This window comes from Chlamydia sp. 16-02 (assembly GCF_042235055.1).
GTDB lineage: Bacteria > Chlamydiota > Chlamydiia > Chlamydiales > Chlamydiaceae > Chlamydia.
In genome coordinates this window covers 171,216-195,985 of record NZ_CP114172.1, presented here as the reverse complement: position 1 = coordinate 195,985, position 24,770 = coordinate 171,216, and the positions used below count along the sequence as shown (strand labels likewise).

Here is a 24,770-nt window from a genome sequence, read left to right as displayed (position 1 = left end):
ATAAATACGCGTTTTATTAAAGTTTTTTCAATTTCCTGCCGATAGATGAGGTAAGTAATTACCTGTCTAATTAGGGGAAATGAAAATGTTAGGAGTACAAAAAAAACGTAGCAGCAAGAAAACAGCTACTAAAGCTGTTCGTAAACCTGCTAGAAAAGCTGCTACTAGAAAGCCTGCTGCTAGAAAGACAGTTCGTAAGACAGCTGCTAAGAAAACTACAGCTCGCAAAACAGTTAGAAAAACTACGGCTCGTAAGACTGTAGCTAAGAAGACTGCCACTAGAAAGCCTGCTGCTAAGAAAGCAGTTCGTAAGACAGCTGCTAAAAAAGCTACTGTTCGTAAGACAGTTAGAAAAACTACGGCTCGTAAGACTGTAGCTAAAAAAGCAGCTACTAGAAAGCCTGCAGTTAGAAAAACTGTTCGTAAGACAGCTGCTAAGACTACAGCTCGCAAAACAGTTAGAAAAACTACAACAGCTCGTAAGACTGTAGCTAAGAAGCCTGCAGTTAGAAAAACTACAGTTCGTAAGACAGCTGCTAGAAAGACAGTAGCAAAGCCTGCTATGTCATGCCACAAACATCATAGACATACAGCTTCTTGCAAGCGTGTATGTTCTTCTTCAGCTAAAAGAAGATGTGGTTCTAAAAGCCGTGTTCGTACAGCTCATGGCTGGCGTCAACAGTTGATGAAACTTGTTTCTCGATAGGAACTAGCTTCATTAGACGATGGTGAACGGTAAGGGTATAAAAACCTCTTACCGTTTTTTTTTGCCTACATTGTAGATTCTACAGACTCCCTCTGTACAGTTAGATGAGTAAAGGGTATAGTAAATCTCTACGCGTATATGTGCTAGGAGGTTTAGGAGATGCAAGAATACACTTGCTTCCAAGATTTTTCCAAATTCTATAAGGAAAAGGCTCCTGCTCTTACAGTCATTGGTTCGAATTCTGAAGAGGATAAGAATGTATGCATTGAGCTTCTTGTCTCTGGGAAAGCTCAGGAATTCGATGCTTCGGGATTGACAGTTAGTGATTTATCAAAGTGGACAGAATCTTATGGATTATTTGCCACCAAAGAGGTGATTTCTATTTTTCAAACTGAGAAGTTGTCTCAACAAACTCGCGATTTTCTTATCCGTTATGCCAAAAATCCTCACCCACATCTCACTATATTTTTATTCACTACGAAACAATCGTTCTTTCAATCTTTACGTAAGGATTTAGCCTCTACTGCTTCCCTATCACTATTTGGTGAGTGGCAATCGGATAGAGAGAAGCGTATGACTGTTCTTCTTTCTCAAAGAGCCACGTCTTTGGGAGTCTCGTGTTCTTTAGCTCTAGCCTCTGCATTTATTAAGAAATTTCCTCAGGGGGAGATGCATAACCTTATTGGAGAATTTCATAAGCTGCTCTGTTGCATAGGGAAAAAGCCAGCAATCGAGTATAGCGATATTGAAAGCTTTATAGTAAAAAAAGAACAAATATCTCTATGGAAATTGCGTGATGCTATTTTGCAGAGGAATACTTCAGAAAGTCAGACATTACTACGAGCTTTGCTCTATGAACATGGAGAAGATCCTCTAGGATTGATAGCTTTTCTTCGTGGTCAATGCTTATACGGTCTGCGTAGTTTAGAAGAAGAAACAGGAGATAGAAAGCATCGGTTTTTCATTACCTATGGGAAAGAACGACTTCATCAAGCTCTGAGTTATTTATTTTATGCCGAGAGTATTATTAAGAATAATGTCCAAGACTCTATAATAGCTGTTGAAACTTTGCTGATTAGGATGACAAATTCATGACTTTGTATATTTTCCCAAATACTTTAGGTAATCGACGTGTGGACCTTTTGCCTGCGGTTATCGGAGAGATTATCCCTAAACTTCAAGGTTTAATAGCAGAAAGTGATCGTGGGGGACGTGCTTTTCTTAGTCTCTGGAAAGTACAAGAGACACATAAGTTTCCCATCGCTGTGCTAAATAAAAATGATCGTTCTGTAAAAGCTTGGGATTTTTATCTCGAGCCTATTATAAAAAAGCAGGAAAATTGGGGATTAGTTTCAGATTCCGGGCTTCCCTGCATTGCGGATCCTGGAGCAGGACTCGTGCGTCGTGCTCGTGCTCTTAATCTGTCGATTCAGGCGTTTTCAGGTCCATGTTCTATAACATTAGCGCTAATGCTATCAGGATTGCCCGGACAGAATTTTACTTTTTTAGGGTACCTTCCACAAAATCCTAGGGATAGGGAACGTTGTATAAAGAGTAGCTCAGGAAAACAACATACGCAAATATGTATTGAAACGCCGTATCGTAATATTCATACGTTCCAAGCGTTATTAGAAACTCTACCGGGATATGCTGAGCTATGTGTAGGTGTAGACATTACCGGAGATCAAGAGTTTGTCTCTACAAGATCAGTAAATACTTGGTTGCAATCTGCAGATCTTGATAAGGTAACTAAACAAATCACAAAGACCCCGGCAATTTTTTTATTTCATAATCCGAGATAACCTCTCGTTTAGAAATAAGATAGAAACCTTTGAAGTAAAGGTTTCTCATCATGAATTTCTTAGATATCCATATTGCTGCAGCAAGAACCTTCTGAGCAGCATCTTTCAACAAGAGGTTGCTCTTGTTTTACAGGAGTACTTTCTGCTTCTTTAGCAAGTTTTGCGTAATGGTTTTTTACTTTACGCATTTTCTTACAAAGAATGAATGGTTCTATTATTGACCAGACAAATAAGACGAGAATAGGCGTGCCCATCAGTTTTACATAAGATGGATCCATAGAGGGCACATGCTTACGCATTCTTATTTTCCCAGAGGCCATGGCGCAGATGTACAATACATTCCATAAGATCGGGGTGGCGATAATAATAAAAGCACAGAGGTATATAAGATTCTTGTACTTTTTAAAATGCTTTTTAGGAGCTAGGGGTTCATTTTTAAATAAGAGTCTATAAAAAATCAATACAGGTACGGACGGCGATAGGAAAAAAATTAAATTAACGATCGTCGACATAATACTTTGTTGGGGCACAGTATTCTCCTTGTTTTTCGATCAATATACCTTAGCTTTTCCTCCGTAAATCCGTCGACATTTTTATTATTAAATAATTTTTATATTTAAAAAAAATATTTTGTTCTATTTGTTTATTAAAAATTGATCAATATAAGTTTAATAAATTAAAAAATGAAAAATATAATTAAAGATATAAAAGCGCAAAATTCTGGAAAAACTATTCCTGACGATCAGATTCAATTTTCTTGCGGAGGTGATGGTGTTACCGAGAATGCTATGCGTAAACCTTGGAACGTTTCGAATCAAAGAATTACAAATATAGCTCGTGGATCTGGAGATCCTGCTAGTGGGAGTATCGCTTTAAAAAGTGATCTTAGTGATTATCTTCAAAAGGGAGGCGTCACTACAAGAGGAATCTTTCTAAGGACGACAGGTGGGTTGATGATTGGGGATATCGATATGGGGAGCAGTAACACTGTGGTTGGTCTGCCTACATCATATAAAACCACTGTTGTTAATGATAATGATATGGCTTCTGTAGGTATGGTCTCAGAAGATATAGGTTCTCTTGCTGCTAAAGTAACCGATCTTATCGATCGTATAAATCAACTTACTTCACAAGATGGTTTAGATAAAATTATAAAAGATTTAGGAACGCCATCCAATGGAACACTTTCGAAATCCTCTGAAGCAAAATGGTTAGTGCGTGCTGGAGGAAACTCTATGACTGGCAATTTAGGATTCAAAAAAAGCGAGCAAAGTACACCCACAGATCCAGAACCTACCATTAAAAATCTTGCAATAACAGGTGCTACAGCAAGTGGTGTTTCAGCTGTTGGAGCTATTTCTACGGCAACTCCAAAAGATAATCTTCAAAGAATTGTTGCTGTAAATGACCTTACAGAAACTCTACAAGAAATAGGGAAGAATACTTCATATCCAAAATGGACGGGTATGGACGTTTCTTTTGTTTGTTTAAAACAGACGAATAGCGGATCACCTTCAACCCCAGATTATACAAAGTCTCAAAATTCTGATAAGTACATTACATCTAATAGTGAAACTAGTGCGACACTATTGCGTAGAGGCATTTATTGCGTTTCTTTTATCTATGATTTTACTCAACCAACTCCTCCTTCGCCACCTGGAACGCCTACTCCAGCTACAGATGTCAGTTGTATACTATCCCTCACGCCTACTGGTGGTACAAAAACAGAGTGCTATAGAGTGACAGGTAAGTCTGATACTACATTGATAGGAAAGACTTATGTGTTTGTTGAGGGCACACAAGCATCTACTTCAACAACATTAAGCTTCGATGTTACATCTGCTCCAGCAGTTTCTAAACAAACATGGGTAGTATCTTTTGTGGGAGCCGCTTATTAAATTATGGAATAAGGCTAAGAATAAACTTAGCCTTATTTTAAGGAACTACGGTGTAGATGGAGAGGATGTAGTTGGGAATGTTGATGGAAGAAGAGTTGCTTGCCATGACCAAGAAGTAACAGTTAGATCATTTCCTCCACTACCACTACCACCAGTTGTCGGAGGAGTGAATTTTAATTTAAGGTCAGAAGGATTTTGAACAGGAATTTGACAAAATAAATTTTGTCCAGAACTTAAAGCAGCAACGCTGTAGATTACTGTATCAGTATTTGAAGGAGTTGCACTGCTGCTTGACCCCGAACTAGATCCACTTGTTGTCGTTGTAGATGGATTTAGTATCACACCAATATTTGCAGTAGAACCCCCAGACCAGTTGGCTGTCACAGATAGTGTGACAATTCCTGGAGCAAGAACTTTGATAGTTTTTGTATCAGAGTCTTCAATCTTTAAATACTGTTCTGTTACCGGAGTGGTAATTATATTATCAGTTTTTGGAGTTGCCGTTGGCCCTGTGGTTGTTGCTGCGGTTACATCAGATCCCATTCTTATAGGTTGTGGAAGTGATGGTTTCGGGAGAGGTGATGTAGGCACGGAGGGTGATGGACTTGGTAAAGCTGGTGTTGGAGAAGGTGTAGCTGCTGTTTTCCAATCGAAATCACCTGTGACTGTAGTTGAAGTAGATATTGTATTCCCCAATAGTCCAATCTGTGGTGTTGTGACTCTAGCTTGTAGGTATTCAACATTTACCGCGTCTTTAGGATCAGTGGGTGTTCCTAAACCCTTGACAGTACGTTGAGACATGTCTAGATCACCCGTCATGGTACTTCCTTCAATTTTTACAAATAGCGAAGTGTCCGGTGGGGGTGGCGCATCTGGATCTGGATTGTTAGTTGAAGTCAATCCTAAAGCAGCTTCAATAGTACTGACTTTTGTAGATACCTCAGAGATTTTATTTACTGCATCATTAATTTGAGGGTTATTCGTGACTGTAGTAGCCGTATCCATAACATACTTTACAGTTGCAGCAGCAGATGGATTTAAATCTGTTGATCCTGGGGCTTTTTCAGGCATCTTTACATTAATGATTGAATGACCACTCATATCAATATTCCCCGTCATGGTTCCACCTGTTGTGGGGAGATACCCAGATTGAGGATCACTCTTTGATACGTAATTGGATTTTAAATAATCTAAAGATACCGCATCCGAGTCTTGTCTAGGCTCAGGTAAACCACTAATATTTTGGTTATTCATATTAATGGTTTTCATTGATGTGATTGTTGTTCCTGTCAGAGTAAATAAAGATGGATCAGGATCTGTCGTTGCTCTTGTTCTACTAGTATTAGATGATAAATCTGTAGTGTAGTTATTATCTATTTTATCTTTCATATTTTTAATAACAATTAATTGTTGTTTTTAATAAAAGCTAATAACAATTATTAATGTTTTTATTAAATTAAAAAGAAAGATTCATGATTTCTTCAGCAATAGTATCATGAAATAATCGACCCTGTTTATTTAAGAATAGAAACTCCTCGTTATGATTGAACAGTTCTTTAATTAGAGGAATGGACGTGAGAGATTGTATTAGTGAAGATGGGAAATCTTTTAATCGCGCTCCTTTGGTAAGACGTAATCTTAAGGCCAGAGCTTCTTTTATACGTTCTTCTTCTGGTAGGGATTCTGTAGATTCATGAGTGGGAAGATTTTTCCGCACAGCACGTAGATACTGTGAGATTCTTGAGAAATTTTTTGAGCGTACATTATCAATATATTGTGATGCAGAAACGCCTAACCCTAAAAAAGGCTTATCTGTCCAGTAGTAGAGGTTATGTTTTGATTCTGCTTGAGATTTTGCATATGAGGCAAGTTCATAGCGAGAAAATCCCCGCGAAGATAAAAGTTCTTCGGCTGAGAGACTCATGGCTGCTAATATATCATCATTAGCAATAGAGGGCGCTAGAATACGACGGTGCTTATAAAACGATGTATGAGGATCTAGGGTCAGGTTATAAAGCGAGATGTGGGTAATAGGTAGATTAAGAGCTTGATGAAGATCTGAAAGAAAGTCCGCCAAAGATTGTGTAGGGAGACCATAAATGAGATCTATGGAGATATTATTAAATTCATGCTCGTAGCAACGATGGACAGCGTCCATAGATGCTGATGCAGAGTGTATTCTTCCTAGAGCTTTAAGAAGGGGATCATGAAAGGTCTGTGCTCCAATACTAATTCTATTAATGGGGGTTAGAGTAAGATCTCTTAAATACGATTCGGATAAATCCTCAGGATTTGCTTCTAGAGTGATTTCTTGTGCATGAGGAGCTAGGACTTTGATTATATTATGCAAATGATGGGGAGGAATTAACGAAGGTGTTCCTCCACCAAAAAATATAGTATCGATAAAATATGTATCTTGAACAGTAGCTAACTTACTCAATCCTTCTTGAAGAATCGCATTACAATACAAACTTACAGATTCCGGGTTATGGGGAATCGTATAAAAGCTACAGTAGTGGCATTTCTTTGAGCAAAAAGGAAAATGGATGTAAAGGGCTAAGGGTTGTTTACCATTCATTAGCATCGGGGTCAACAATACCCCCACGTCTCCAACGATTGCGATCACTGAAAGGATCTTCGTCATCATCACTGGAATAATCGATTTCTACAGCACCTTCTTCGCGATCTTCATCAGGAAGTTCGAGCTCAACAGTTTCACCTGGATCAATATCGATTTCTGTTTCCGTAGCTTCAACAAACTCCATATCTGACATGCTTGGTCCATCAGGATAAACAGTTTTTGCAGGACTACGTCTTGGAGTAACAAACTCTTCAACCTCGCCACTTTCTTTTAGAAGTTGCAGACGCTCCTTCTCTTCATGGATTTTGTTTTCTAAAGAACGTATTTCTTCCTTATGTCTATCGATTTCTTTTTTTGGTACTAAACCCAATTGCATCCACTGGGTTAAGTCACGTAATTCAGATTCGAGTTTTTTGAGACGTTCACTTTTCATCTAGTGGGCACCATCCTGTATTCTAGAGAGCAGATGTAATGTATCCCTTGCTTTTTTTCAATAATAGAAAAAAAAGCAAAGATTGTTTTTTTTGAAAAATAAAAATTTGCTATGAAACGAAATTCAGATCGCATCTATCGAGAACAAACATCATATGGATTCTGAGTTTGCTGGACAAGTCCATTCTTCGGATATGGACTGGATCGAGGCTATGTTTCAAAGGTTTCTAAATCATGAAACCTTGGATCCTTCATGGAAATATTTTTTTGAAGGATACCAATTAGGTCAAGAAGGTGCTGCTTCAGTATCTTCTGGAAATGAAGAAGCATATGCTACTTTACAAGAAAAGAAAGCTCATTTTCTTTGTATGATATACCGCTATTACGGTTATCTACAAAGTCAGATTTCTCCTTTATCTCCTGCTAATCCTTCTCCTTTAATTCAAGAAAAGATTAAGAATATAGATCTTAATGAAACTGTCCCTTCTTTAGGTCTGCTTCCCCAAACTAAAGTTCCTGTTCGTGATTTGATTCAGGCCCTAAAAAACTTTTATTGCCGAAGTATTTCTGTAGAGACCCTTACGTGTTCTCCTCAATTACAGGAATATGTATGGAAGCTCATGGAGAGCAAGCCTCCTCAAAGATCTCCTACCGAACTTTTGCGCACATATCAAGATATGTGTAAAGCGACATTCTTTGAGGAATTTCTACAGATAAAATTTACAGGACAGAAAAGATTCTCTTTAGAAGGTGCTGAAAGCTTAATTCCCATGCTTGAACATCTTGTGCACTATGGCGTTACTCAAGATATCACAAACTATATTCTTGGTATGGCTCATCGTGGACGATTGAATGTCTTAACAAATGTATTAGGGAAGCCTTACTCTCATGTATTTATGGAGTTCGAAGATAACCCTAAAGTTCGAGGCTTGGATGTTGTCGGAGATGTCAAGTATCACAAAGGCTATGTTTCTAGATCTCATAGTAAAAATGGTGAGGAGGTAACCTTTGTTATGTTGCCAAATCCTAGCCATCTGGAAGCTGTAGACCCCGTTGTCGAGGGTGTTGTTGCTGCTTTACAACATCAAGTAGACTCAGGAAAAGAGCATTCGTGTTTGGCGATTCTTGTTCACGGAGATGCTGCATTTTCAGGACAGGGAATTGTTTATGAAACTCTACAATTAAGTCAGGTCCCGGGGTATTCTACAGGAGGAACTCTCCATATTGTTGTAAACAACCATATAGGATTCACTGCGCAGCCTAGAGAATCACGATCCACACCTTACTGTACAGATATTGCTAAGATGTTGGGGATTCCTGTATTTCGTGTGAATGCTGAAGATGTTACTGCTTGCTTACAAGCTATAGAATATTCTTTAAAAGTACGTGAAGAATTTAATTGCGATGTTATCATCGACTTTTGTTGTTATCGGAAATACGGTCATAATGAAAGTGACGATCCTTCGATAACAGCTCCTTTGCTTTATGATGAAATTAAGAAAAAATCAACAATTCGTGAGATCTACAAGAAGTATCTATTAGATAATTATTCTTCGGAAATTTCTGAGGATAACCTAACAAAAATCGAAAAAGGTGTTCAGGATATCCTCAGTAAAGAATTTCAAACATTAAAACAGGAAGAAAGTCAAACTCTACCTAAAAGAGATTGTCGTCATTGTGATCGTATGGATCTCGGTGAGTTATTAGTAAACGATATCGATGTTTCTTTAAGCAGGGATACTGTATTTCATATAAGTTCTAAACTATGTGGTCTTCCTGAAAATTTCATACCCCATCCTAAGGTTAAAGCTCTTCTTGATAAGAGAATGAAAATGGCCAATGGGGAAATTGGTTATGATTGGGGAATGGCTGAAGAGCTTGCTTTTGCTTCTTTATTAATAGAAAAGTTTTCCTTACGTCTTTCAGGACAAGATGCCATTCGTGGGACATTTAGTCAGCGGCATTTGTTATGGAGTGATGTGAAATCCGGAGAGACCTACACGCCCCTATATCATCTATCCCCTGATCAAGGATCTGTAGATATATATAATTCTCCATTATCAGAATATGCTGTTTTAGGTTTTGAGTACGGCTATGCTCAACAAGCAGAGCGGACACTTGTTTTATGGGAAGCGCAATTTGGAGATTTTTCTAATGGAGCGCAGATTATTTTCGATCAGTATATTTCTTCTGCGATTCAAAAATGGGATTTACATTCTGATCTTGTTGTTCTCTTACCTCATGGCTATGAGGGCCAAGGACCGGAACATTCCTCAGCACGTATAGAAAGGTATTTACAACTAGCTGCAAATTGGAATTTCCAAGTTGTTATACCTTCAACTCCTGTACAGTATTTCCGTATACTTCGTGAACATACGAAGAGGGATTTATCCTTGCCTTTAGTGATCTTTACTCCAAAAATGCTTTTGCGCCATCCTGAATGTACAAGCTTTATAGATGAATTTACCGTTCCTGGAGGATTTCGTCCTATCCTTGAGGATGTAGAACCTAATTACGATGCTAAGGTTTTAGTGTTGTGTTCTGGAAAGGTATATTATGATTTCAAAGGAGCTTTGCCTCAAGAACGTAAGAAAGACTTTGCTTGTTTACGTATTGAGAGTTTGTATCCTTTATATCTCGAAGATCTTCTTTCTTTAATTAGCAAGTATTCTAAAGTCGACCATTATGTATGGCTTCAAGAAGAGCCTCAGAATATGGGTGCTTTTGATTACGTATTTATGGCAACTGAAGAGATTTTTCCTAAAAAACTTACATGTATAAGTAGACCAAGAAGTAGCTCTACAGCTACAGGATCTGCACGTCTTAGCCAACAAGAATTTTTAACATTAATGGAAACGTTGTTTTCTCTAGGTAATGTATGATTACAGAAGTACGCATTCCCAATGTCGCTGAATCCATAAGCGAAGTAACAATAGCTTCTCTTTTGGTGACTTCAGAAAGTCTGGTTCAGGAGAATCAAGGTATTATGGAGATCGAAAGCGAGAAGGTAAATCAGCTTATCTATGCTCCTACATCTGGAAGGATTATCTGGTCAGTTGCTGAAGGAGATATTGTTGCTGTTGGAGGGATAGTTGCTAAAATCTATGATGCCAATGAAGCTGTTCCTGACAGCCCTATAGAGGAAACTCCTGCTACTGAACCTGTAGACGCGGAGATTATTTGTTTCCCAAGATCTAAAGCTCACGAACCTCCTGCAGAGGGAAAGAATTTTGTTCCTTTACGTGATAAAATTCAGAATACACCACAATCTTCAGGATCTAAAAATGAAGTACGTGAGCGTATGTCCTCAATACGCAAAACGATTTCTCGTCGTTTAGTTTCAGCTCTTCATGAATCAGCAATGTTAACAACATTTAATGAGATTCATATGACTCCTCTTATGAAGCTTCGGAAGGAGAAACAAGAGACCTTTTCTTCTCGTTATAATGTGAAATTGGGCTTGATGTCTTTTTTCATAAAAGCAGTTATTGAAGGATTAAAGGCTTATCCTCGTGTGAATGCATATATTGACGGTGATGAAATCGTTTATCGTCAATATTATGATATTTCTATTGCTGTAGGAACAGATAGAGGTCTTGTTGTTCCTGTGATTCGTGATTGTGATAAGCTCTCTAGCGGGGATATTGAAGTAAGGCTTGCAGATTTGGCAAGTAGAGCTCGTGACGGTCTGATTTCTGTTCCAGAGCTTGAGGGAGGAAGCTTCACCATTACTAATGGTGGTGTTTACGGTTCTTTACTTTCTACGCCTATTATTAATCCTCCTCAAGTGGGGATATTAGGCATGCATAAAATAGAAAAACGCCCTGTAGTTATTGATAATACCATAGCTATTGCAGATATGATGTATGTTGCTTTTAGCTATGATCATCGGATTATCGATGGCAAAGAAGCTATAGGTTTCCTTATCAAAATCAAAGATGCTATAGAGCAACCAGAAAGTCTGCTTGATTTTTAGGTTTGTTATCTAGGAAGAAGAAGAACAGCTGTAACGTTGTTCTTTTTTATTGGTGTATCTATCACATTGGGCTCCGGATGATAGTTGCGATAACGAGAAGAGAAGAAAATCTCATGCTCAGTATACGTACATCTTTCGGAGATTGTTATTTTAGAACTAGAAATTCCCTGATCTAATAACTGTTTTCTGGCGATAGCTCGGAAGTCCATATGATTTTCTTTCGGCATAAAAGTAAAGAAGCTTGGAGGAAACAGTTCTCTATAATCAGGGTAAATCGCGTAGTCAGGTCCTAAAGAAGGACCGATAACGACAATTAAATCTTGAGGATGCGAGTTATAAACACGTTTCAACGTGGCTATTGTTACAGCATAAATATTACCCACGAGCCCTCGCCATCCTGAATGCACATTGGCAATAACATGCTTTTCTGGATCATAAAAGATAGCTGGCTGACAATCCGAATGACGGATATGTAAAGAAATCAGGGGATCTTGGGTATACAACCCATCTGCAGGACATCCTGCAGGGGTCGTATACGTAGCGTGGCGTAAGCTTGTACTGTGTACCTGATGAAGGTCGCAGAAACGTTCGGCACCTAGATTTTTGCGGATGTGTTCGTTTTTAGGAACATAGACGTAGCCTTCCGCATCTTTTTGTTTGGGAAATAATCCATGACGTAAAGGCAGATCAGAAAGTTCTGGAAAGGTCAGTTTAATTAGATTATTTTCAGAATTTGATTGCGTCATAGTTAAAAACCTATTATTCAGGATCTTTCCATACACCATGTTCTTGTAAAAGATGGACAAGTTCTTCTTCAGCATCTTCCATAGGAATATGCGCTTTCACACATGTGTGTTTTACATAGAGGTCGATCATCCCCGTTTTAGATCCTACAAATCCAAAATCAGCATCTGCCATTTCTCCAGGCCCATTAACAATACATCCCATAACAGCAATTTTTAATCCTACAAGATGTTTTGTTCTCTCTCGAATACGTTTTGTCACTTCAGGAAGATCGAAGAGCGTTCTTCCGCATCCAGGACAAGAAATATATTCTGTTTTTACTAAGCGTACGCCAGCACTTTGTAAAGTGCCGAAAGCAATTTCTCGAATAGCGGGTAGAGGGATATTAGGAAGATCTAAAATTACAGCTTCACCTAAGCCATCAAGAAGAAGCGCCCCGAATTCTGTAGCTATAGACACAGCTGCTTCACATTCATCGTCAAGATCTTTTGAAAACACTAGTTTTACAGGTTGCTCTGCACACTGTTTCTTTTCGAAGAATGCTCTTGTGCTGTGAATAAACGGAGTTGTAGCGTGACAGTGAACAAAGGGAGCGTTTACTACTTGGTCGCTATTCCATATTTCTTCGTTATAATCATAAAGACAAGGGACTTCATGATGATGGAAAACCAACATGTGTTCTTTTAATTTTTTCACAAGAGAAGTCCCTATAAAACTTTTCGGAACAACTACTCCATCGGGAGCTGTAAAATCTTTTTTGCCGTTTGTGGGATTAACGCCGAGTTGTTCAAGTAGCTTTTCAATAGGATTGTTTAAAAGATGTTCTTCTATAAGTTTAATGAAAACACCGTAAACAGAACCCCAAGGGGTTGTTTTTGTGATTTTTTTAGAAGCATTGACGAAGCTTTCTGAATTTTCTAAAGCGAAAGGATTTTCTTTTTTAGGAAGATCAAGGTACGTCGTAGTGTGCTTTAGTAAACTTTCGCAAACAGGAATCTCTGTAGTAGGACATCCTGTTAATGAGCAGCGAATAGTATCTCCTAAACCTTCTGTAAGGAGAGTGCCGATACCTACTGCAGACTTGATAATCCCATCCATACCCATCCCTGCTTCGGTAACACCTAGGTGTAGGGGATAATGCCAGCCACGGGCATCGAGATCTTTTGCTAGCTGACGATAGGCAGCAACCATGACTTTCGGATTACTAGATTTCATAGAGAAAACAACATCACGATAGTCAAGTTTTTCGCACACTTCGATATATTCAAGAGCAGAAACCACCATACCCTCTATAGTATCTCCATAACGCTGCATAACACGTTCGGATAGGGAACCGTGATTCACGCCAATTCTCATAGCTTTGCCTAAGCGTTTACACTTTTCCACAAGGGGAGTGAATTTCTCTTCTAATCGAAGAAGGCTGTCAGCATAGTTTTTATCTGTATATGTTTTTCCAGTGAACATATTGCGTTTGTCAACGAAGTTTCCTGGATTAATACGTACTTTATCTACGAAATCAGCAACATGCATCGCTGCTTGAGGAAAGAAATGAATATCTGCTACAAGAGGGACATCAATTCCCATAGCAAGTAAACGTTCTTTAATATGTTCACACGCCTGAGCTTCTTTGATTCCTTGTACAGTCACGCGAGCAATTTCGCATTTGGCTTCTACTAAAGCACAGATCTGTGCAACTGTAGCTTCAACATCCGCAGTCGGTGTTGTTGTCATAGACTGTGTCTTTATCGAATGCTCACTGCCTACATAAAGATTCCCAATTTTAACTGAGTGCGTATAACGTCTAGTAGCTTGTTTTTTAGAGGGCGAAATAACCATAAAAACCTAAAATAATTTTTATTGTGGGCATGAAGATTTATTAACTAAAAGAGAGCAAAATAGCTCTGGAGTAAAAACGACAATAAATTTTAACCCATTTAAGGGTATTCATCAAAAAGAAAAGAATAGATTCAGTAAAGGAAAATCTTGGTCTAATAAAGATGTTAGATTTGCAATAACATTTCTATTTTAAAAATTTTAATTTCAAATGAAATGTATACAACTTATTCTTATGAATTAAGAAGGATCAAGGCTTAGCAATAGACCATGCTTAAGTAGCGTAGATTTGTGAAGACCGCGATAGAAATTTTTAAGAAAAGTTTTTCTTTAATCGTCATCGTCGAAATCATCGATTGTTCCATAGATTATAGGTTTATTTTGGCGCAGTGGGTTGCCTCCTATGCCGTAAAGACACACAGTTAGATTGCTATTTCTATCATTAGCTACTTCAGATAGGGCTAAAGATAACGCGACTAACACCCTACTTTCGAATTGTGCATCAAGTGGTGCGAATGTATTGATATAGAATTCGTTTTTGTGATCTTTTGGGAACATGATATCGTGTCCATAAATCCCGATATTGTGTACTCCATCCGAAATTAAGGATTTAAAGAGTGCAACAAACATCTTTTTTTGATCTTCTAAGCTGCCTTTGCCATAAAGAGGATGACGTTTATCCCCAGGTCGTTCATTTGCTGTTTTTGGGTAATGCCCAAAGGGATTCCATATGTTAATGAGATGCTTTGGATTATTATCCTGAGGTGAGGAATATCTAGAATTTATCCATTCCGTGCGTGCCCATTTCCCAGGAATTTTAGGTGTTTGGGAAAATGCCGTTAAGTTTGCGTTCCAATTGTGATCCCCAGTTTCGAATTTAAACAAATCTAAAGCACTATTGTGAATAGTATTAGGATGTGTGAGATCGGCTTCGGGAGGTATGAAACAAACCCGAGATACTTCTGTACCGTGAGATACAATCGGAGAAAAGAAGGTTGGAATTTTAAATGTTGCCAACCGGACGTTAGAGTTGCTTTTCGTTGTGAATACATTGACATCTTCTACACTAGAAGACTGCATGTCTTTGGGTAGAGAAAAACTTTCCTTAAAATTTGCTTTCAAAGTCTCAGCAAGATCATTAGAAAGAAAATCATAGTCTCTACTTTTTTCAAACGCACCGTGAATTCTTTTCCTGATATTTCCTTTAGTACCACTAGGTAAAAGTGCTAGAGATGTTCCTAATAAAATTGTTCCCAGAGTAATCCCTACAGCTGTAGCAACTGCTAAGCCTGGGGCTCCAAGTACTCCTAAAGTAATTCCACAAGCAACTCCAGCAACCAGAGCGATTCCTCCTAGGATTGCAAGAACCTTCTGAGTAGTCTCTCTGGTGCGTGGATTATATAAAACCCTATTCAGACATCCTTTTAAAGAGAAACGCTCTTTAGGAGTTAAATTAAATATTTGATGTGGTGGTAACGGATTATTATCCGATGAAATTTTTTTTGGCGACATAATTAAAATTATAAATAAATTTAAAAATAAAATAATTTATTTTTGATAATTTTTATTTAATAAATTTATATTACATTCAGAATTAGTTGTTTATAGTTTTAATTTTATAGAGAAAGTCCTAATCCAGGAGAACTCACGACAACAACGTTCATAATTGTTTCGGGATATGAGGTTGCGAATTTAGTTAACGCAGTAACTAGGCCTGTTTGTATAGCTGCTTTCCAAGAAGCAGCCTCTTGAGGATTTTGAGAAAGCTGAGATGGTGCTGTAGATATTAAGGGCACTTGAATCATATCAGCACCTTGATTGACAGCTTCATTTAAACAATTTGTATAGGCAGTTTTTGCTAGAGCAAATGCCACAACGGGATGATGGTTATGGGATTCAGGATCAGGTCCTTGAATGAAACCTAGGAAATTTGGTAGGCCAAGTTTCTTCTTATTGCTAGATCCGTCAGAGTTTTTCCAAGGCATGGAAACACACTGCCCCTCTTGTATATTAGGAATTTCACAAGAAATATTTAATGTGTCTAGGTTTGAAATGCTTGTATTATGTTCTAACATGATCAGAAGATTGCAGCAGCAATGAACACGTGGGGAATAGATAACTCCTGTGGTGGCAAATAAAGCTGTCTTTGAATGATTAATTTTCCAAGCCTTATTAAGTAGAGAGGGTGTAGTTTCTCCAAAAATACGAGGTAGACTATTCCAGTCTGTAATTACCTCTCCGTATTGTTCCAAGATTGTTGTGTGCTTTGTATTTTCATTGATTTCAAGAAGGAAGGGTAAACTCTTCGGAAGAGATTTTATATCTGTTCTTTTGGGTGTTTTAGTTTGTAACCATGATTTTCTAAGAAGGAAAAGGGATATAAGGAATAGTGGAATAGCTAAAGCACAGATAGAAAGAAGAGGGAGAATTCCTGTAATTACAGAAGAAATAACTGCTCCAAGTGTTGCTAAAGCTGTAATGATAAGCGTAATAATATGGAAAACTCTTGATGCCTCATAACTTTTTTTAGGAAGTATTTCAGATGAATGCTGCGTCTGTTCAAAGGATGGGGCAAGAGAGATATTTGTCATGTAGTCATCGGGGTGCTTTAACGTTGACCCGTATATTTGCAGTGAGCGAAAAATCGTACAATCTATGTTTTAAGCAAAAGTAATGCTTTATTATAGTTTCATGCGTATTTTTCTTAATTGCTTATATCTTATTATCTAATATTTGTGGATATAGTAGATGCTACACAACAAAGTTGGCAACTTAGATTTGAACTAGGAGGCTATTCTTGAAAGGATCTTTTAACTAAATACCAGAAAATTTTTAACTAGGTCCTAAAATATATTTAGGCAATAGATGTTCGGAAGATCTAAGAAAGGAATGATAGTCATTTTTGCGGAAAAATTATCATGCACCTCAAATAAGATTTCTATTTAAGATGCACGACTTTTCCTGACCTATCTTATTCTATCCTAAGGGAGGATTGTTTATGTCAGTAACGACAAGAATCATCTCTGTATTAGGATTTTGTATTGCAAAGTTTTGAGCAGCAGTTACCAAAGCAGCTTTCACAGCATCTATCCATTGATTGCGAACACTACGTCCATTTACAACTAAATTAATGGAGGGGGCGTAAATGCTAGATGAGATAAGAGGGACCTGAACATATTTAGAGCCTTTCTCTAAAGCCTTAGCTAAGCAGTTTTCATAAGCTTGAGTAACAACTTGATAGCATCTCTCTGGGTCATTATTTAGCTGGCTGGCCATAGGTCCTAAAAGTTGTGCAAGGAATGCAGGGCCTGCAGGATTAGAATCATTGTTTGTGCCGTCAGAATTTATCCATTTTCCAGCAGTACACTCGCCAATTTGTAACTCTCCTTTGTTTTCTGTAGAGTTATGCCATCCTTCTGGGCTTACTGCTTTTGTGAAGAACTTATTTGTCCCTCCTCCTCCTCTGTACATCGTATTGTTAGCAGCGTTTACCAGCATGGGGGAAAGACCCTGTGTGATAAATCTAGGTTGGGTAATATCACCGCAGGTAGATACTAGGATAGTTTTAGTATTCGGAAATTTCCAACCTTTGAAGGTGGTTGTAGGATCGATGGCATCGAATTGGGGTGTATTAATAGAATTTGAGGAAGGGAGTTGTGACCAGCCATTAAGTAGTTGTTGAGCACTAGGGATAAGTAATAGGGATGCGGGTACATCCTGAGGTTGTATTGGGGCTGGTGCGGGAGTTTCTGTAGGTCTGTCAATAGGAGAAGGCTGTCCTTCGGTCTTTCTCACTGGTTGAAGTGTGGGAGGTGGAGTAAATTCTGGAATAGTCAAGCCGGGACGTTCAGGAATTCCTTCTTCTATAGGTTGAGGAAGAGGAGCGACTCTTGCAGGTGTCTTCCTAAGAAGAACACAGCAAGCTACAGCGATTATAGAGAACACCACGACAGCGGCTGCAAGAGCTGGCATAGTCAGGGTAATAGCTAAAGCGAGGGTTGTCACAAACCCCACAAGGGATAAAGCGGCCACGGTGGCAAGAGCTACTCTCTTAGCGATTCCCTGTTTATTTTGGCTACGCTGTGTTACAGAAAAAGGTGTCCCAGGAATAGGATGAGACGATCCGTGAGTATTGATAGGCTGTGACATAAGATATTGATTTTTTTAAAAGCTAAACATAATCAATATTTTAAATTATATGTCCTTAAGATACAGGAGGTTTTTTTTCAAGAAATTTGTCTCTGAAAGACTGAGAGAGAAAGAAAATATCTCTGTTTGAAAATGAAATTCTTTATTTTTTGATTTAATAAATAAAAAGATCAAGATGTTTACAATTATGCAAATGTAAACATCTTAATATTTCACATTATTTTAAGAATGGATCTAAAAGGTGACTTTAACGCATCCGCCATTGATTTTACACTGACAGGCTAAACGTTCGTTGGAATCTTCAGGTTCGCCAAGAAAATCTTTCTCTTCATCAGTAAAATCTGAAAGATTCTCTTGTCCTTCTAAAACTTCAATAACACACGTACCGCAGACACCCTCAGTACAAGCAAAAGGAACACCAGAAGATTCACAGGGTTCAGCAATACTAGAACCATCTTCCAGCTCAAACTCTTGTGTTTCGTTATCAGATGAAATGATTAACTTTGCCATCGGATTCCTTGAAAATCTTTTGTTATAAAGAACCAAACAATTCGGAGTAGAGGGATTCGAACCCCCGACCTATTGCTCCCAAAGCAACCGCGCTAACCAGGCTGCGCTATACTCCGTACAAATGTCTCTAAGAAATAAAGACGTTAGCATAGAAGAAAATAGTCTACAAGATAAACATAAACTAAAATTCTCTATTTTGTGACATAAGAGTTTTTCTTGAAGATATATATTTTTTGTCATTATTGAAGAAAATAAGAGAGTCTCAGAAGGGAGGAGCTTGGTGACAAGCAAACAAGAGAAACTATGGAGAATGGCTCTCATTCCCTTGGGCATTCTTCTTTCTTTTTTAATACCTTTACCTCAAGAGATTTTAGATACTGGTCTGTGTATCAATTTCATCCTGTCTTTAACTGCTGTCTTTTGGGTATTTTCTTTAAAATCTAGTTATGAGGCTAAGCTCTTTCCCTCATTATTTCTCTATCTTTGCTTATTTCGTCTGGGGTTAAATCTTGCGTCAACCCGATTGATTTTATCTTCAGGTTGGGCTTCACCTATGATTTTTTCATTAGGAAATTTCTTTTCTCTAGGAAGTTTGGGAGCAGGAACTGTTGCCTGCTGTCTCTTCTTTCTAGTTAATTTCCTTGTGATTGCTAAGGGATCGGAAAGAGTGGCCGAAGTTCGTGCACGATTTGTTTTAGAAGCGCTCCCTGGAAAGCAGATGTCATTGGATGCTGATCTTTTATCTGGAAGGGCGTCTAGTATTGATGTTGAAAAGCAAAAACGAGATCTTTTTGAGGAGAGTGATTTCTTTTCCTCTATGGAAGGAGTTTTTCGCTTTGTAAAAGGGGATGCGATTGTTAGCTGTATTTTGCTTATTATCAATTCTATAGCTGCTTTTTACTTTTCATACTCTTTAGATGGTGTTGCGAATAACTTATGGCTAACAGTGGTAGGAGATGCCCTAGTAAGTCAAGTACCGGCCTTACTGACATCGTGTGCCGCAGCTACGTTGATATCCAAGGTAGGGCAAAAAGAATCCTTGCTTGAGCATATGATGGATTATTATGAGCAAGCTAGGACTCATTTTAAAATAATCGCTATTTTGCTTTCTTCATTGCTATTTATTTCGGGAACTCCTAAGGGGCCTATACTTGTCTTTGTGATAGCGCTATTCATGGCACATAAACAGAAAGGTAATATTCAAGGACTTGAACTTATACCCGAAGAGTTTCAACAAATACAGCTATTACTTCCAATAGATTATAGAGGAACTAATCCCAGAGAAATATATACGCAAGCTTGTGAAGTTATCTTCAATGAAACAGGAGTTTTGTTGCCTAGGGAAATACGGATTGTTCATAGTGAGAAAAAAGCTTCGTTAAGTTATGGTGGGCAACATTTTTCTATCAAAGAAATATCTTTGAGTGATCTTTTGCCAATACTAAGAAATCTAGCTCCAGACGCTATTCATGGAAAACATATTAAAGTTCTGATAAGAGACACGCAAAACGTTTTTGGAATCTCCATTGATGAGATCATTCCGAAAAAAATTTCTGAAAACTCTCTTCTTTTTTTAATAAAGGCTCTGGTTAAAGAACGCGTATCCTTAAGGTTGTTTCCTAAGATATTGGAAGCAATAGCGTTATATGGATCTCATGAAGAAAGTTTGGAAATCCTTTCTGAGAAGATCAGAAAATATTTAGGTAAACATATAGGAAGAGCTCTTTGGGATAAGGAAAATACTTTAGAAATTATCACCGTGGATTCACATGTAGAACGAATGATAGGTGACTTATACTCAAAATCTAATCCCTTAATGTGTGATAAAGTTGTTCATCAAGTGCAACATCTCCTAGAGCAATCAGAAGACGGAGGGTTTCGAGCTATTGTTACCGGATGCGAATCTCGTTTTGAATTAAGGAAAATGATCGAACCTCACTTCCCAGATCTTCTTGTTTTATCGCATAATGAACTTCCTGAAGAAATCCCTATTTCTTTACTGGGGTCTGTTTCAGATGAGGTTTTGACACTTTAATTACGAAATCAATCTAATTAAAATGAATAAATTATTTTAATTAGAATATTGTTTAAAATATTTTTTTTATTTATTCTTAAAATAATTACCGAAGAAAAAAATTTGTGAAAACACAAAATACGCAAAACATTTCTGAGATTTGGGATTTATACTGGGAGACTCAAGCGATTGAGTATCGAGATAATCTAATCGATTTTTACCTACATTTAGTCAAATGCGTAGTTCACCGTTTGATTTCAGGTATGCCTTCCCATGTAAAAACCGAAGATCTGTATGCTTCCGGAGTTGAAGGATTAGTACGGGCCGTAGAGCGTTTTGATCCAGAGAAAAGTCGTCGCTTTGAGGGATATGCCCTATTTTTAATAAAAGCTGCGATTATTGATGATTTAAGGAAGCAAGATTGGGTCCCAAGAAGTGTTCATCAAAAGGCAAATAAGCTTTCAGATGCAATGGATACTCTAAGACAGTCTCTAGGAAGAGAGCCCACTGACGGAGATCTGTGTGAGTATTTCCAAATTTCCCAACAAGAGCTTTCTGGTTGGTTCATTTCAGCGCGTCCTGCATTGATTATCTCTTTGAATGAGGAAAGACCTTCATTATCCGATGGGGAACCTGGTGTAGCTTTAGAAGAACGTATTCCTGATGAACGAGCGGAAACAGGATACGATATCGTCGATAGAAAAGAATTCTCCTCGTTTTTAGCAAATGCTATAGAGGGCCTGGAGGAGAAGGAACGAAAAGTCATGGCCCTATATTATTACGAGGAGCTAGTTCTTAAGGAGATTGGAAAAATCTTAGGAGTTAGCGAATCGCGTGTGTCCCAAATTCATTCCAAAGCCCTTATTAAACTTCGAGCGGCTTTATCAGCCTTCCTTTAACAAATATGTTGGGCTTCTTTCTTAACAGGAAGCATAAAGTTTATAATAACTCCAAGACTTAAGAATAGTCCTCCGGCAGCACTTAACAATAAGAACCAGAGATTTGTAGTAAGTATTAAAGCTGCACAGCTTCCTACTACAGCTAAAATTGCTAGAGTAATAAGAATTGCGGAAGTGATCCGCACACACAAGGTGGAGGGAACAAATTTCCCTGTTTTACTTTGTACTTGTTGAATACTTGCAGTGTTGATTGAATTTGAAGTTATAGCAGCCACAAGAAACCTTTAAAAGATAAAAAAATCGATATATTTTAATATAAAAACGGATTTTTTTTCTATTATTTTTTCTTTATGATATTAAACTTAGAAGGGAATCTTGCATATAAGAAGACCGATGGTTAAGATGGTACTTCAATTATTAAGATTTTTTTGTAGTCGCCATGCGGGATTTCATAAGACATTTGAAGGATAGAGGAATTTTAGAAGATTTTTCCTCTGGATTAGACAGTGTAACCTCTTCTACTTCCGCATATCTTGGGTTTGATCCTACAGCAGCCTCTCTTCATATTGGACATTGGATAGGAATATGCTTTCTACGTAGAATGGCAAATTTCGGTATCACTCCTGTGGCCTTAGTAGGCTCTGCCACGGGAATGATAGGAGATCCTTCAGGGAAAAGCACAGAACGCACCCTATTGGAAAGTAATCAGGTAGAGCACAACAGTCAGAAGCTTTCCGAATGCCTCTCTCACTATTTGCCTGGAGTGCAAATAGTGAATAATATGGATTGGTTTAAAAATACTACAGTCATCGATTTTCTTCGGGACGTAGGTAAGCATTTTAGATTGGGAACGATGCTGGGCAAGGATACAATTAAACAGCGTATCCAATCTGAAGAGGGCATTAGCTATACTGAGTTTAGTTACATACTTTTGCAATCGTATGATTTCGCCCACTTATTTGAAAAGTATGGCATATCTTTACAGTGCGGCGGGAGCGATCAATGGGGGAATATTACCTCTGGAATTGATTATATTCGTCGTAGAGGACTGGGACAGGCCTACGGCTTGACTTATCCTTTATTAACAAATAGTCAAGGTAAGAAGATCGGAAAGACTGAGTCGGGAACTATTTGGTTAGATCCTGCTCTGACATCTCCCTACGAGCTATACCAGTACTTTCTAAGATTACCAGATTCAGAGATCTCTAAAATAGCACGTACGCTAACTTTATTGAGTAATGAGGAAATCTTTGATTTAGATCAGCAATTTCTTTCGGATCCTATAGCTGTGAAAAAGTTTGTTACTGAAACTATAGTAGCTTCTATACACGGTAAAGATGGGCTAAAGGAGGCCCAGACGGTTACTCAAAGTATGCATCCCGGTAAGGTATCTTCAGTTTCTGAAAAGGATTTCCAAGATCTTATTGCTATGGGACAGGGAGTGTCTTTAGAGAGAAGACAAACTATCGGGAAACGATGGATAGATCTCTTTGTTGAAGTAGGATTTTGCAACTCTAAAGGAGAAGCGAGAAGATTAATTGAACAAAAAGGTCTCTATGTAAATAGCGACCCCATAGCTGATGAGCAAAGTGTGTTTGAAGACTCTCAAGTGTGTTACAATCAATATGTTTTATTAGCACAGGGGAAAAAGAAAAAATTAGTTTTGCGTCTAATTTAAGTGTTGAGGAGGACTAGTGGCAGAGCAAGCAGATATTGGGCTAATTGGTTTAGCGGTTATGGGGAAAAACCTTGTATTAAATATGATAGATCATGGTTTTTCTGTTTCTGTCTACAATCGGAGTCCAGAGAAGACCCGAGAGTTTCTTCAGGAGCATTCTCAAGGCACAAACCTTCAGGGTCATGAAAATTTAAAAGCTTTTGTTTGTTCTTTAAAACGTCCTAGAAAAGTAATGCTTATGATCAAAGCAGGAACTCCTGTAGATCAAAGTATTGAATTGCTACTACCTTATCTTGAAGCCGGAGATATTATTATCGATGGAGGAAATAGCTACTATAAAGATTCGGAAAGGCGATGTCGGGACCTTAAGGAAAAAGGCATTCTTTTTATAGGTATGGGGATTTCTGGAGGCGAAGAGGGAGCTAGGTACGGGCCTTCTATTATGCCAGGAGGCAATAGTGAGGCTTGGCCGTCTATAGCGCCTATTTTTCAAGGTATTTCTGCTAAGGTTAATGGTAATCCCTGTTGTTGTTGGGTTGGCCCTGGCGGGGCAGGACATTATGTAAAAACTGTACATAATGGGATTGAATACGGAGATATACAATTAATTTGCGAAGCTTATGGATTGCTAAGAACACGTTTAGATATATCTCCTGAAGCCGTATCAGCAATTTTTTCTGAGTGGAATAGTCGGGAATTAGAAAGCTACCTTATGAGAATTTCCGTAGAGGTACTTTCTTTAAAAGGTCCTGACGGCTCTCCAGTTATTGATACAATTTTAGATGTTGCTGGGCAAAAAGGTACAGGTCGATGGACTGCAATGGATGCTATTGATTCTGGAGTTCCTCTTTCTTTGATTATTGAATCTGTATTAGCACGCTTTCTTTCTTCATGGAAAACTGTTCGAGAACAGGCAGCAAAAGAGCTTCCTGGTATTCCTATAGTTTTTGAAAAACCTAAAGATCCTCATCTTTTTATCGAAGATGTGTTCCAGGCACTATATGCTTCAAAGATCATTAGCTATGCTCAGGGATTCATGCTGTTGAAACAGGCATCAGAAGAGCATCAATGGAATCTAAATTTCGGAGAGCTAGCTTTATTGTGGAGAGGGGGATGTATTATCCAAAGCGTATTTTTAGACGCTATCCATAAAGGTTTTGAAAATGAACCTCAAGCACCTTCACTAATTTTACAAACTTATTTCAAATCCACACTGCAAAACTCTGAGTCCGGATGGCGTAGAACGATTGCTTATGCAATTGGCTCAGGATATCCCGTGCCTTGTTTAGCAGCTGCTTTAACATTCTATGATGGTTATCGAACAAAAGATTCCTCAATAGCTTTAGCTCAAGGATTGCGAGATTATTTCGGAGCACACTCGTATGAACGTAAGGACAGGCCTCGAGGAGAATTTTACCATACAGATTGGATAGGAACTAAAACTACAACGCTTATAAAATAATTTTTGAAAAAATGTAGGGATTCTGCCATAATGGCTAGCTCTCCTGACAAGTCTCTTGTTTCTTTAGGGGTACTTCTGTACCCCTT

At 38.2% G+C, this 24,770-nt stretch carries 21 protein-coding genes and 1 tRNA gene; 10 read left to right on the top strand and 12 right to left on the bottom strand.

Features of this window, described 5'->3' with window-relative positions; all coding sequences use genetic code 11:
* Positions 1-85 precede the first annotated feature (85 nt).
* The 3 genes from O1W70_RS00790 (at position 86) to O1W70_RS00780 (ending at position 2,508) form a co-directional block, all read left to right on the top strand.
* Positions 86-706: a histone H1-like repetitive region-containing protein gene (locus O1W70_RS00790; protein WP_375797242.1), complete on the top strand. Its 621-nt coding sequence runs from the start codon at positions 86-88 to the stop codon at positions 704-706.
* A 159-nt stretch (positions 707-865) separates the two neighbouring features.
* The gene (locus O1W70_RS00785; protein WP_375797241.1) at positions 866-1,801 is read left to right on the top strand and encodes a DNA polymerase III subunit delta; all 936 of its coding nucleotides are present in this window, start codon (positions 866-868) and stop codon (positions 1,799-1,801) included.
* Positions 1,798-2,508: an SAM-dependent methyltransferase gene (locus tag O1W70_RS00780; protein WP_332381360.1), complete on the top strand. Its 711-nt coding sequence runs from the start codon at positions 1,798-1,800 to the stop codon at positions 2,506-2,508. Before O1W70_RS00785 ends, O1W70_RS00780 begins: the two co-directional genes overlap by 4 nt.
* A 59-nt stretch (positions 2,509-2,567) precedes the next feature.
* Here the strand turns inward: O1W70_RS00780 and O1W70_RS00775 are convergent, their stop codons facing one another.
* Positions 2,568-3,020, bottom strand: a complete 453-nt coding sequence (locus tag O1W70_RS00775) for a hypothetical protein (RefSeq protein ID WP_332381361.1) — start codon at positions 3,018-3,020, stop codon at positions 2,568-2,570.
* Between the two features lie 171 nt (positions 3,021-3,191).
* Here O1W70_RS00775 and O1W70_RS00770 point away from each other — a divergent pair, with 171 nt between their 5' ends.
* On the top strand, positions 3,192-4,406 hold the full coding sequence (locus tag O1W70_RS00770; RefSeq protein WP_332381362.1) for a hydrolase: 1,215 nt from the start codon (positions 3,192-3,194) through the stop codon (positions 4,404-4,406).
* Between the two features lie 45 nt (positions 4,407-4,451).
* Here the strand turns inward: O1W70_RS00770 and O1W70_RS00765 are convergent, their stop codons facing one another.
* From O1W70_RS00765 to O1W70_RS00755, 3 genes are all read right to left on the bottom strand, one after another.
* Positions 4,452-5,795 carry a hypothetical protein gene (locus tag O1W70_RS00765; RefSeq protein WP_332381363.1) on the bottom strand — a complete coding sequence of 448 codons (1,344 nt, stop codon included), beginning with the start codon at positions 5,793-5,795 and terminating at the stop codon, positions 4,452-4,454.
* Positions 5,796-5,862: 67 nt separating this feature from the next.
* Positions 5,863-6,984: a radical SAM family heme chaperone HemW gene (gene hemW, locus O1W70_RS00760; RefSeq protein WP_332381674.1), complete on the bottom strand. Its 1,122-nt coding sequence runs from the start codon at positions 6,982-6,984 to the stop codon at positions 5,863-5,865.
* On the bottom strand, positions 6,974-7,420 hold the full coding sequence (locus O1W70_RS00755) for a hypothetical protein (protein ID WP_213240747.1): 447 nt from the start codon (positions 7,418-7,420) through the stop codon (positions 6,974-6,976). Before O1W70_RS00755 ends, hemW begins: the two co-directional genes overlap by 11 nt.
* A gap of 154 nt (positions 7,421-7,574) precedes the next feature.
* On the opposite strand from O1W70_RS00755, the gene O1W70_RS00750 reads away from it, so the two are divergent.
* Together O1W70_RS00750 and sucB are read left to right on the top strand one after the other, a co-directional pair.
* Positions 7,575-10,301 (top strand): 2-oxoglutarate dehydrogenase E1 component, encoded by a 2,727-nt coding sequence (locus tag O1W70_RS00750; RefSeq protein WP_332381364.1) that lies wholly within the window; start codon positions 7,575-7,577, stop codon positions 10,299-10,301.
* Positions 10,298-11,395: a dihydrolipoyllysine-residue succinyltransferase gene (gene sucB, locus O1W70_RS00745; RefSeq protein ID WP_332381365.1), complete on the top strand. Its 1,098-nt coding sequence runs from the start codon at positions 10,298-10,300 to the stop codon at positions 11,393-11,395. The genes O1W70_RS00750 and sucB overlap by 4 nt, the downstream gene beginning before the upstream one ends.
* 5 nt (positions 11,396-11,400) lie before the next feature.
* Here sucB and pgeF read toward each other — a convergent pair whose 3' ends face one another.
* From pgeF to O1W70_RS00710, 7 genes are all read right to left on the bottom strand, one after another.
* Positions 11,401-12,141, bottom strand: a complete 741-nt coding sequence (pgeF, locus tag O1W70_RS00740) for a peptidoglycan editing factor PgeF (RefSeq protein ID WP_332381366.1) — start codon at positions 12,139-12,141, stop codon at positions 11,401-11,403.
* Positions 12,142-12,154: 13 nt separating this feature from the next.
* Positions 12,155-13,975 (bottom strand): 4-hydroxy-3-methylbut-2-en-1-yl diphosphate synthase, encoded by a 1,821-nt coding sequence (locus tag O1W70_RS00735; protein ID WP_332381367.1) that lies wholly within the window; start codon positions 13,973-13,975, stop codon positions 12,155-12,157.
* A gap of 327 nt (positions 13,976-14,302) precedes the next feature.
* Positions 14,303-15,484, bottom strand: a complete 1,182-nt coding sequence (locus O1W70_RS00730) for a hypothetical protein (protein WP_332381368.1) — start codon at positions 15,482-15,484, stop codon at positions 14,303-14,305.
* 104 nt (positions 15,485-15,588) lie between these two features.
* Positions 15,589-16,563: a hypothetical protein gene (locus tag O1W70_RS00725; RefSeq protein WP_332381369.1), complete on the bottom strand. Its 975-nt coding sequence runs from the start codon at positions 16,561-16,563 to the stop codon at positions 15,589-15,591.
* A gap of 385 nt (positions 16,564-16,948) precedes the next feature.
* Positions 16,949-18,121 carry a macro domain-containing protein gene (locus O1W70_RS00720; protein ID WP_332381370.1) on the bottom strand — a complete coding sequence of 391 codons (1,173 nt, stop codon included), beginning with the start codon at positions 18,119-18,121 and terminating at the stop codon, positions 16,949-16,951.
* Positions 18,122-18,355: 234 nt separating this feature from the next.
* On the bottom strand, positions 18,356-18,631 hold the full coding sequence (locus O1W70_RS00715; RefSeq protein ID WP_332381371.1) for a 2Fe-2S iron-sulfur cluster-binding protein: 276 nt from the start codon (positions 18,629-18,631) through the stop codon (positions 18,356-18,358).
* A 41-nt stretch (positions 18,632-18,672) separates the two neighbouring features.
* Positions 18,673-18,747 (bottom strand) — tRNA-Pro (locus tag O1W70_RS00710).
* 194 nt (positions 18,748-18,941) lie between these two features.
* On the opposite strand from O1W70_RS00710, the gene O1W70_RS00705 reads away from it, so the two are divergent.
* Both O1W70_RS00705 and O1W70_RS00700 read left to right on the top strand, forming a co-directional pair.
* Positions 18,942-20,666 (top strand): EscV/YscV/HrcV family type III secretion system export apparatus protein, encoded by a 1,725-nt coding sequence (locus O1W70_RS00705; RefSeq protein ID WP_332381675.1) that lies wholly within the window; start codon positions 18,942-18,944, stop codon positions 20,664-20,666.
* A gap of 104 nt (positions 20,667-20,770) precedes the next feature.
* Positions 20,771-21,544, top strand: a complete 774-nt coding sequence (locus tag O1W70_RS00700) for a FliA/WhiG family RNA polymerase sigma factor (RefSeq protein WP_332381372.1) — start codon at positions 20,771-20,773, stop codon at positions 21,542-21,544.
* On the opposite strand, the gene O1W70_RS00695 is transcribed toward O1W70_RS00700, so the two are convergent.
* A complete protein-coding gene (locus O1W70_RS00695) occupies positions 21,541-21,819 on the bottom strand; it encodes a hypothetical protein (RefSeq protein ID WP_332381373.1) in 279 nt (92 codons plus the stop codon). The genes O1W70_RS00700 and O1W70_RS00695 overlap by 4 nt on opposite strands.
* Positions 21,820-21,983: 164 nt before the next feature.
* On the opposite strand from O1W70_RS00695, the gene tyrS reads away from it, so the two are divergent.
* Both tyrS and gnd read left to right on the top strand, forming a co-directional pair.
* On the top strand, positions 21,984-23,222 hold the full coding sequence (tyrS, locus tag O1W70_RS00690; protein ID WP_332381374.1) for a tyrosine--tRNA ligase: 1,239 nt from the start codon (positions 21,984-21,986) through the stop codon (positions 23,220-23,222).
* A gap of 16 nt (positions 23,223-23,238) precedes the next feature.
* Positions 23,239-24,684: a decarboxylating NADP(+)-dependent phosphogluconate dehydrogenase gene (gene gnd / locus O1W70_RS00685; protein ID WP_332381375.1), complete on the top strand. Its 1,446-nt coding sequence runs from the start codon at positions 23,239-23,241 to the stop codon at positions 24,682-24,684.
* Positions 24,685-24,770: the final 86 nt, after the last annotated feature.

Excerpts from the sequence above, each read along its gene's own strand:
- O1W70_RS00790 (WP_375797242.1), top strand. The coding sequence starts at position 86 with ATGTTAGGAGTACAAAAAAAACGTAGCAGCAAGAAAACAGCTACTAAA.
- O1W70_RS00785 (WP_375797241.1), top strand. The coding sequence starts at position 866 with ATGCAAGAATACACTTGCTTCCAAGATTTTTCCAAATTCTATAAGGAA.
- O1W70_RS00780 (WP_332381360.1), top strand. The coding sequence starts at position 1,798 with ATGACTTTGTATATTTTCCCAAATACTTTAGGTAATCGACGTGTGGAC.
- O1W70_RS00775 (WP_332381361.1), bottom strand. The coding sequence starts at position 3,020 with ATGTCGACGATCGTTAATTTAATTTTTTTCCTATCGCCGTCCGTACCT.
- O1W70_RS00770 (WP_332381362.1), top strand. The coding sequence starts at position 3,192 with ATGAAAAATATAATTAAAGATATAAAAGCGCAAAATTCTGGAAAAACT.
- O1W70_RS00765 (WP_332381363.1), bottom strand. The coding sequence starts at position 5,795 with ATGAAAGATAAAATAGATAATAACTACACTACAGATTTATCATCTAAT.
- hemW (WP_332381674.1), bottom strand. The coding sequence starts at position 6,984 with ATGAATGGTAAACAACCCTTAGCCCTTTACATCCATTTTCCTTTTTGC.
- O1W70_RS00755 (WP_213240747.1), bottom strand. The coding sequence starts at position 7,420 with ATGAAAAGTGAACGTCTCAAAAAACTCGAATCTGAATTACGTGACTTA.
- O1W70_RS00750 (WP_332381364.1), top strand. The coding sequence starts at position 7,575 with ATGGATTCTGAGTTTGCTGGACAAGTCCATTCTTCGGATATGGACTGG.
- sucB (WP_332381365.1), top strand. The coding sequence starts at position 10,298 with ATGATTACAGAAGTACGCATTCCCAATGTCGCTGAATCCATAAGCGAA.
- pgeF (WP_332381366.1), bottom strand. The coding sequence starts at position 12,141 with ATGACGCAATCAAATTCTGAAAATAATCTAATTAAACTGACCTTTCCA.
- O1W70_RS00735 (WP_332381367.1), bottom strand. The coding sequence starts at position 13,975 with ATGGTTATTTCGCCCTCTAAAAAACAAGCTACTAGACGTTATACGCAC.
- O1W70_RS00730 (WP_332381368.1), bottom strand. The coding sequence starts at position 15,484 with ATGTCGCCAAAAAAAATTTCATCGGATAATAATCCGTTACCACCACAT.
- O1W70_RS00725 (WP_332381369.1), bottom strand. The coding sequence starts at position 16,563 with ATGACAAATATCTCTCTTGCCCCATCCTTTGAACAGACGCAGCATTCA.
- O1W70_RS00720 (WP_332381370.1), bottom strand. The coding sequence starts at position 18,121 with ATGTCACAGCCTATCAATACTCACGGATCGTCTCATCCTATTCCTGGG.
- O1W70_RS00715 (WP_332381371.1), bottom strand. The coding sequence starts at position 18,631 with ATGGCAAAGTTAATCATTTCATCTGATAACGAAACACAAGAGTTTGAG.
- O1W70_RS00705 (WP_332381675.1), top strand. The coding sequence starts at position 18,942 with ATGGCTCTCATTCCCTTGGGCATTCTTCTTTCTTTTTTAATACCTTTA.
- tyrS (WP_332381374.1), top strand. The coding sequence starts at position 21,984 with ATGCGGGATTTCATAAGACATTTGAAGGATAGAGGAATTTTAGAAGAT.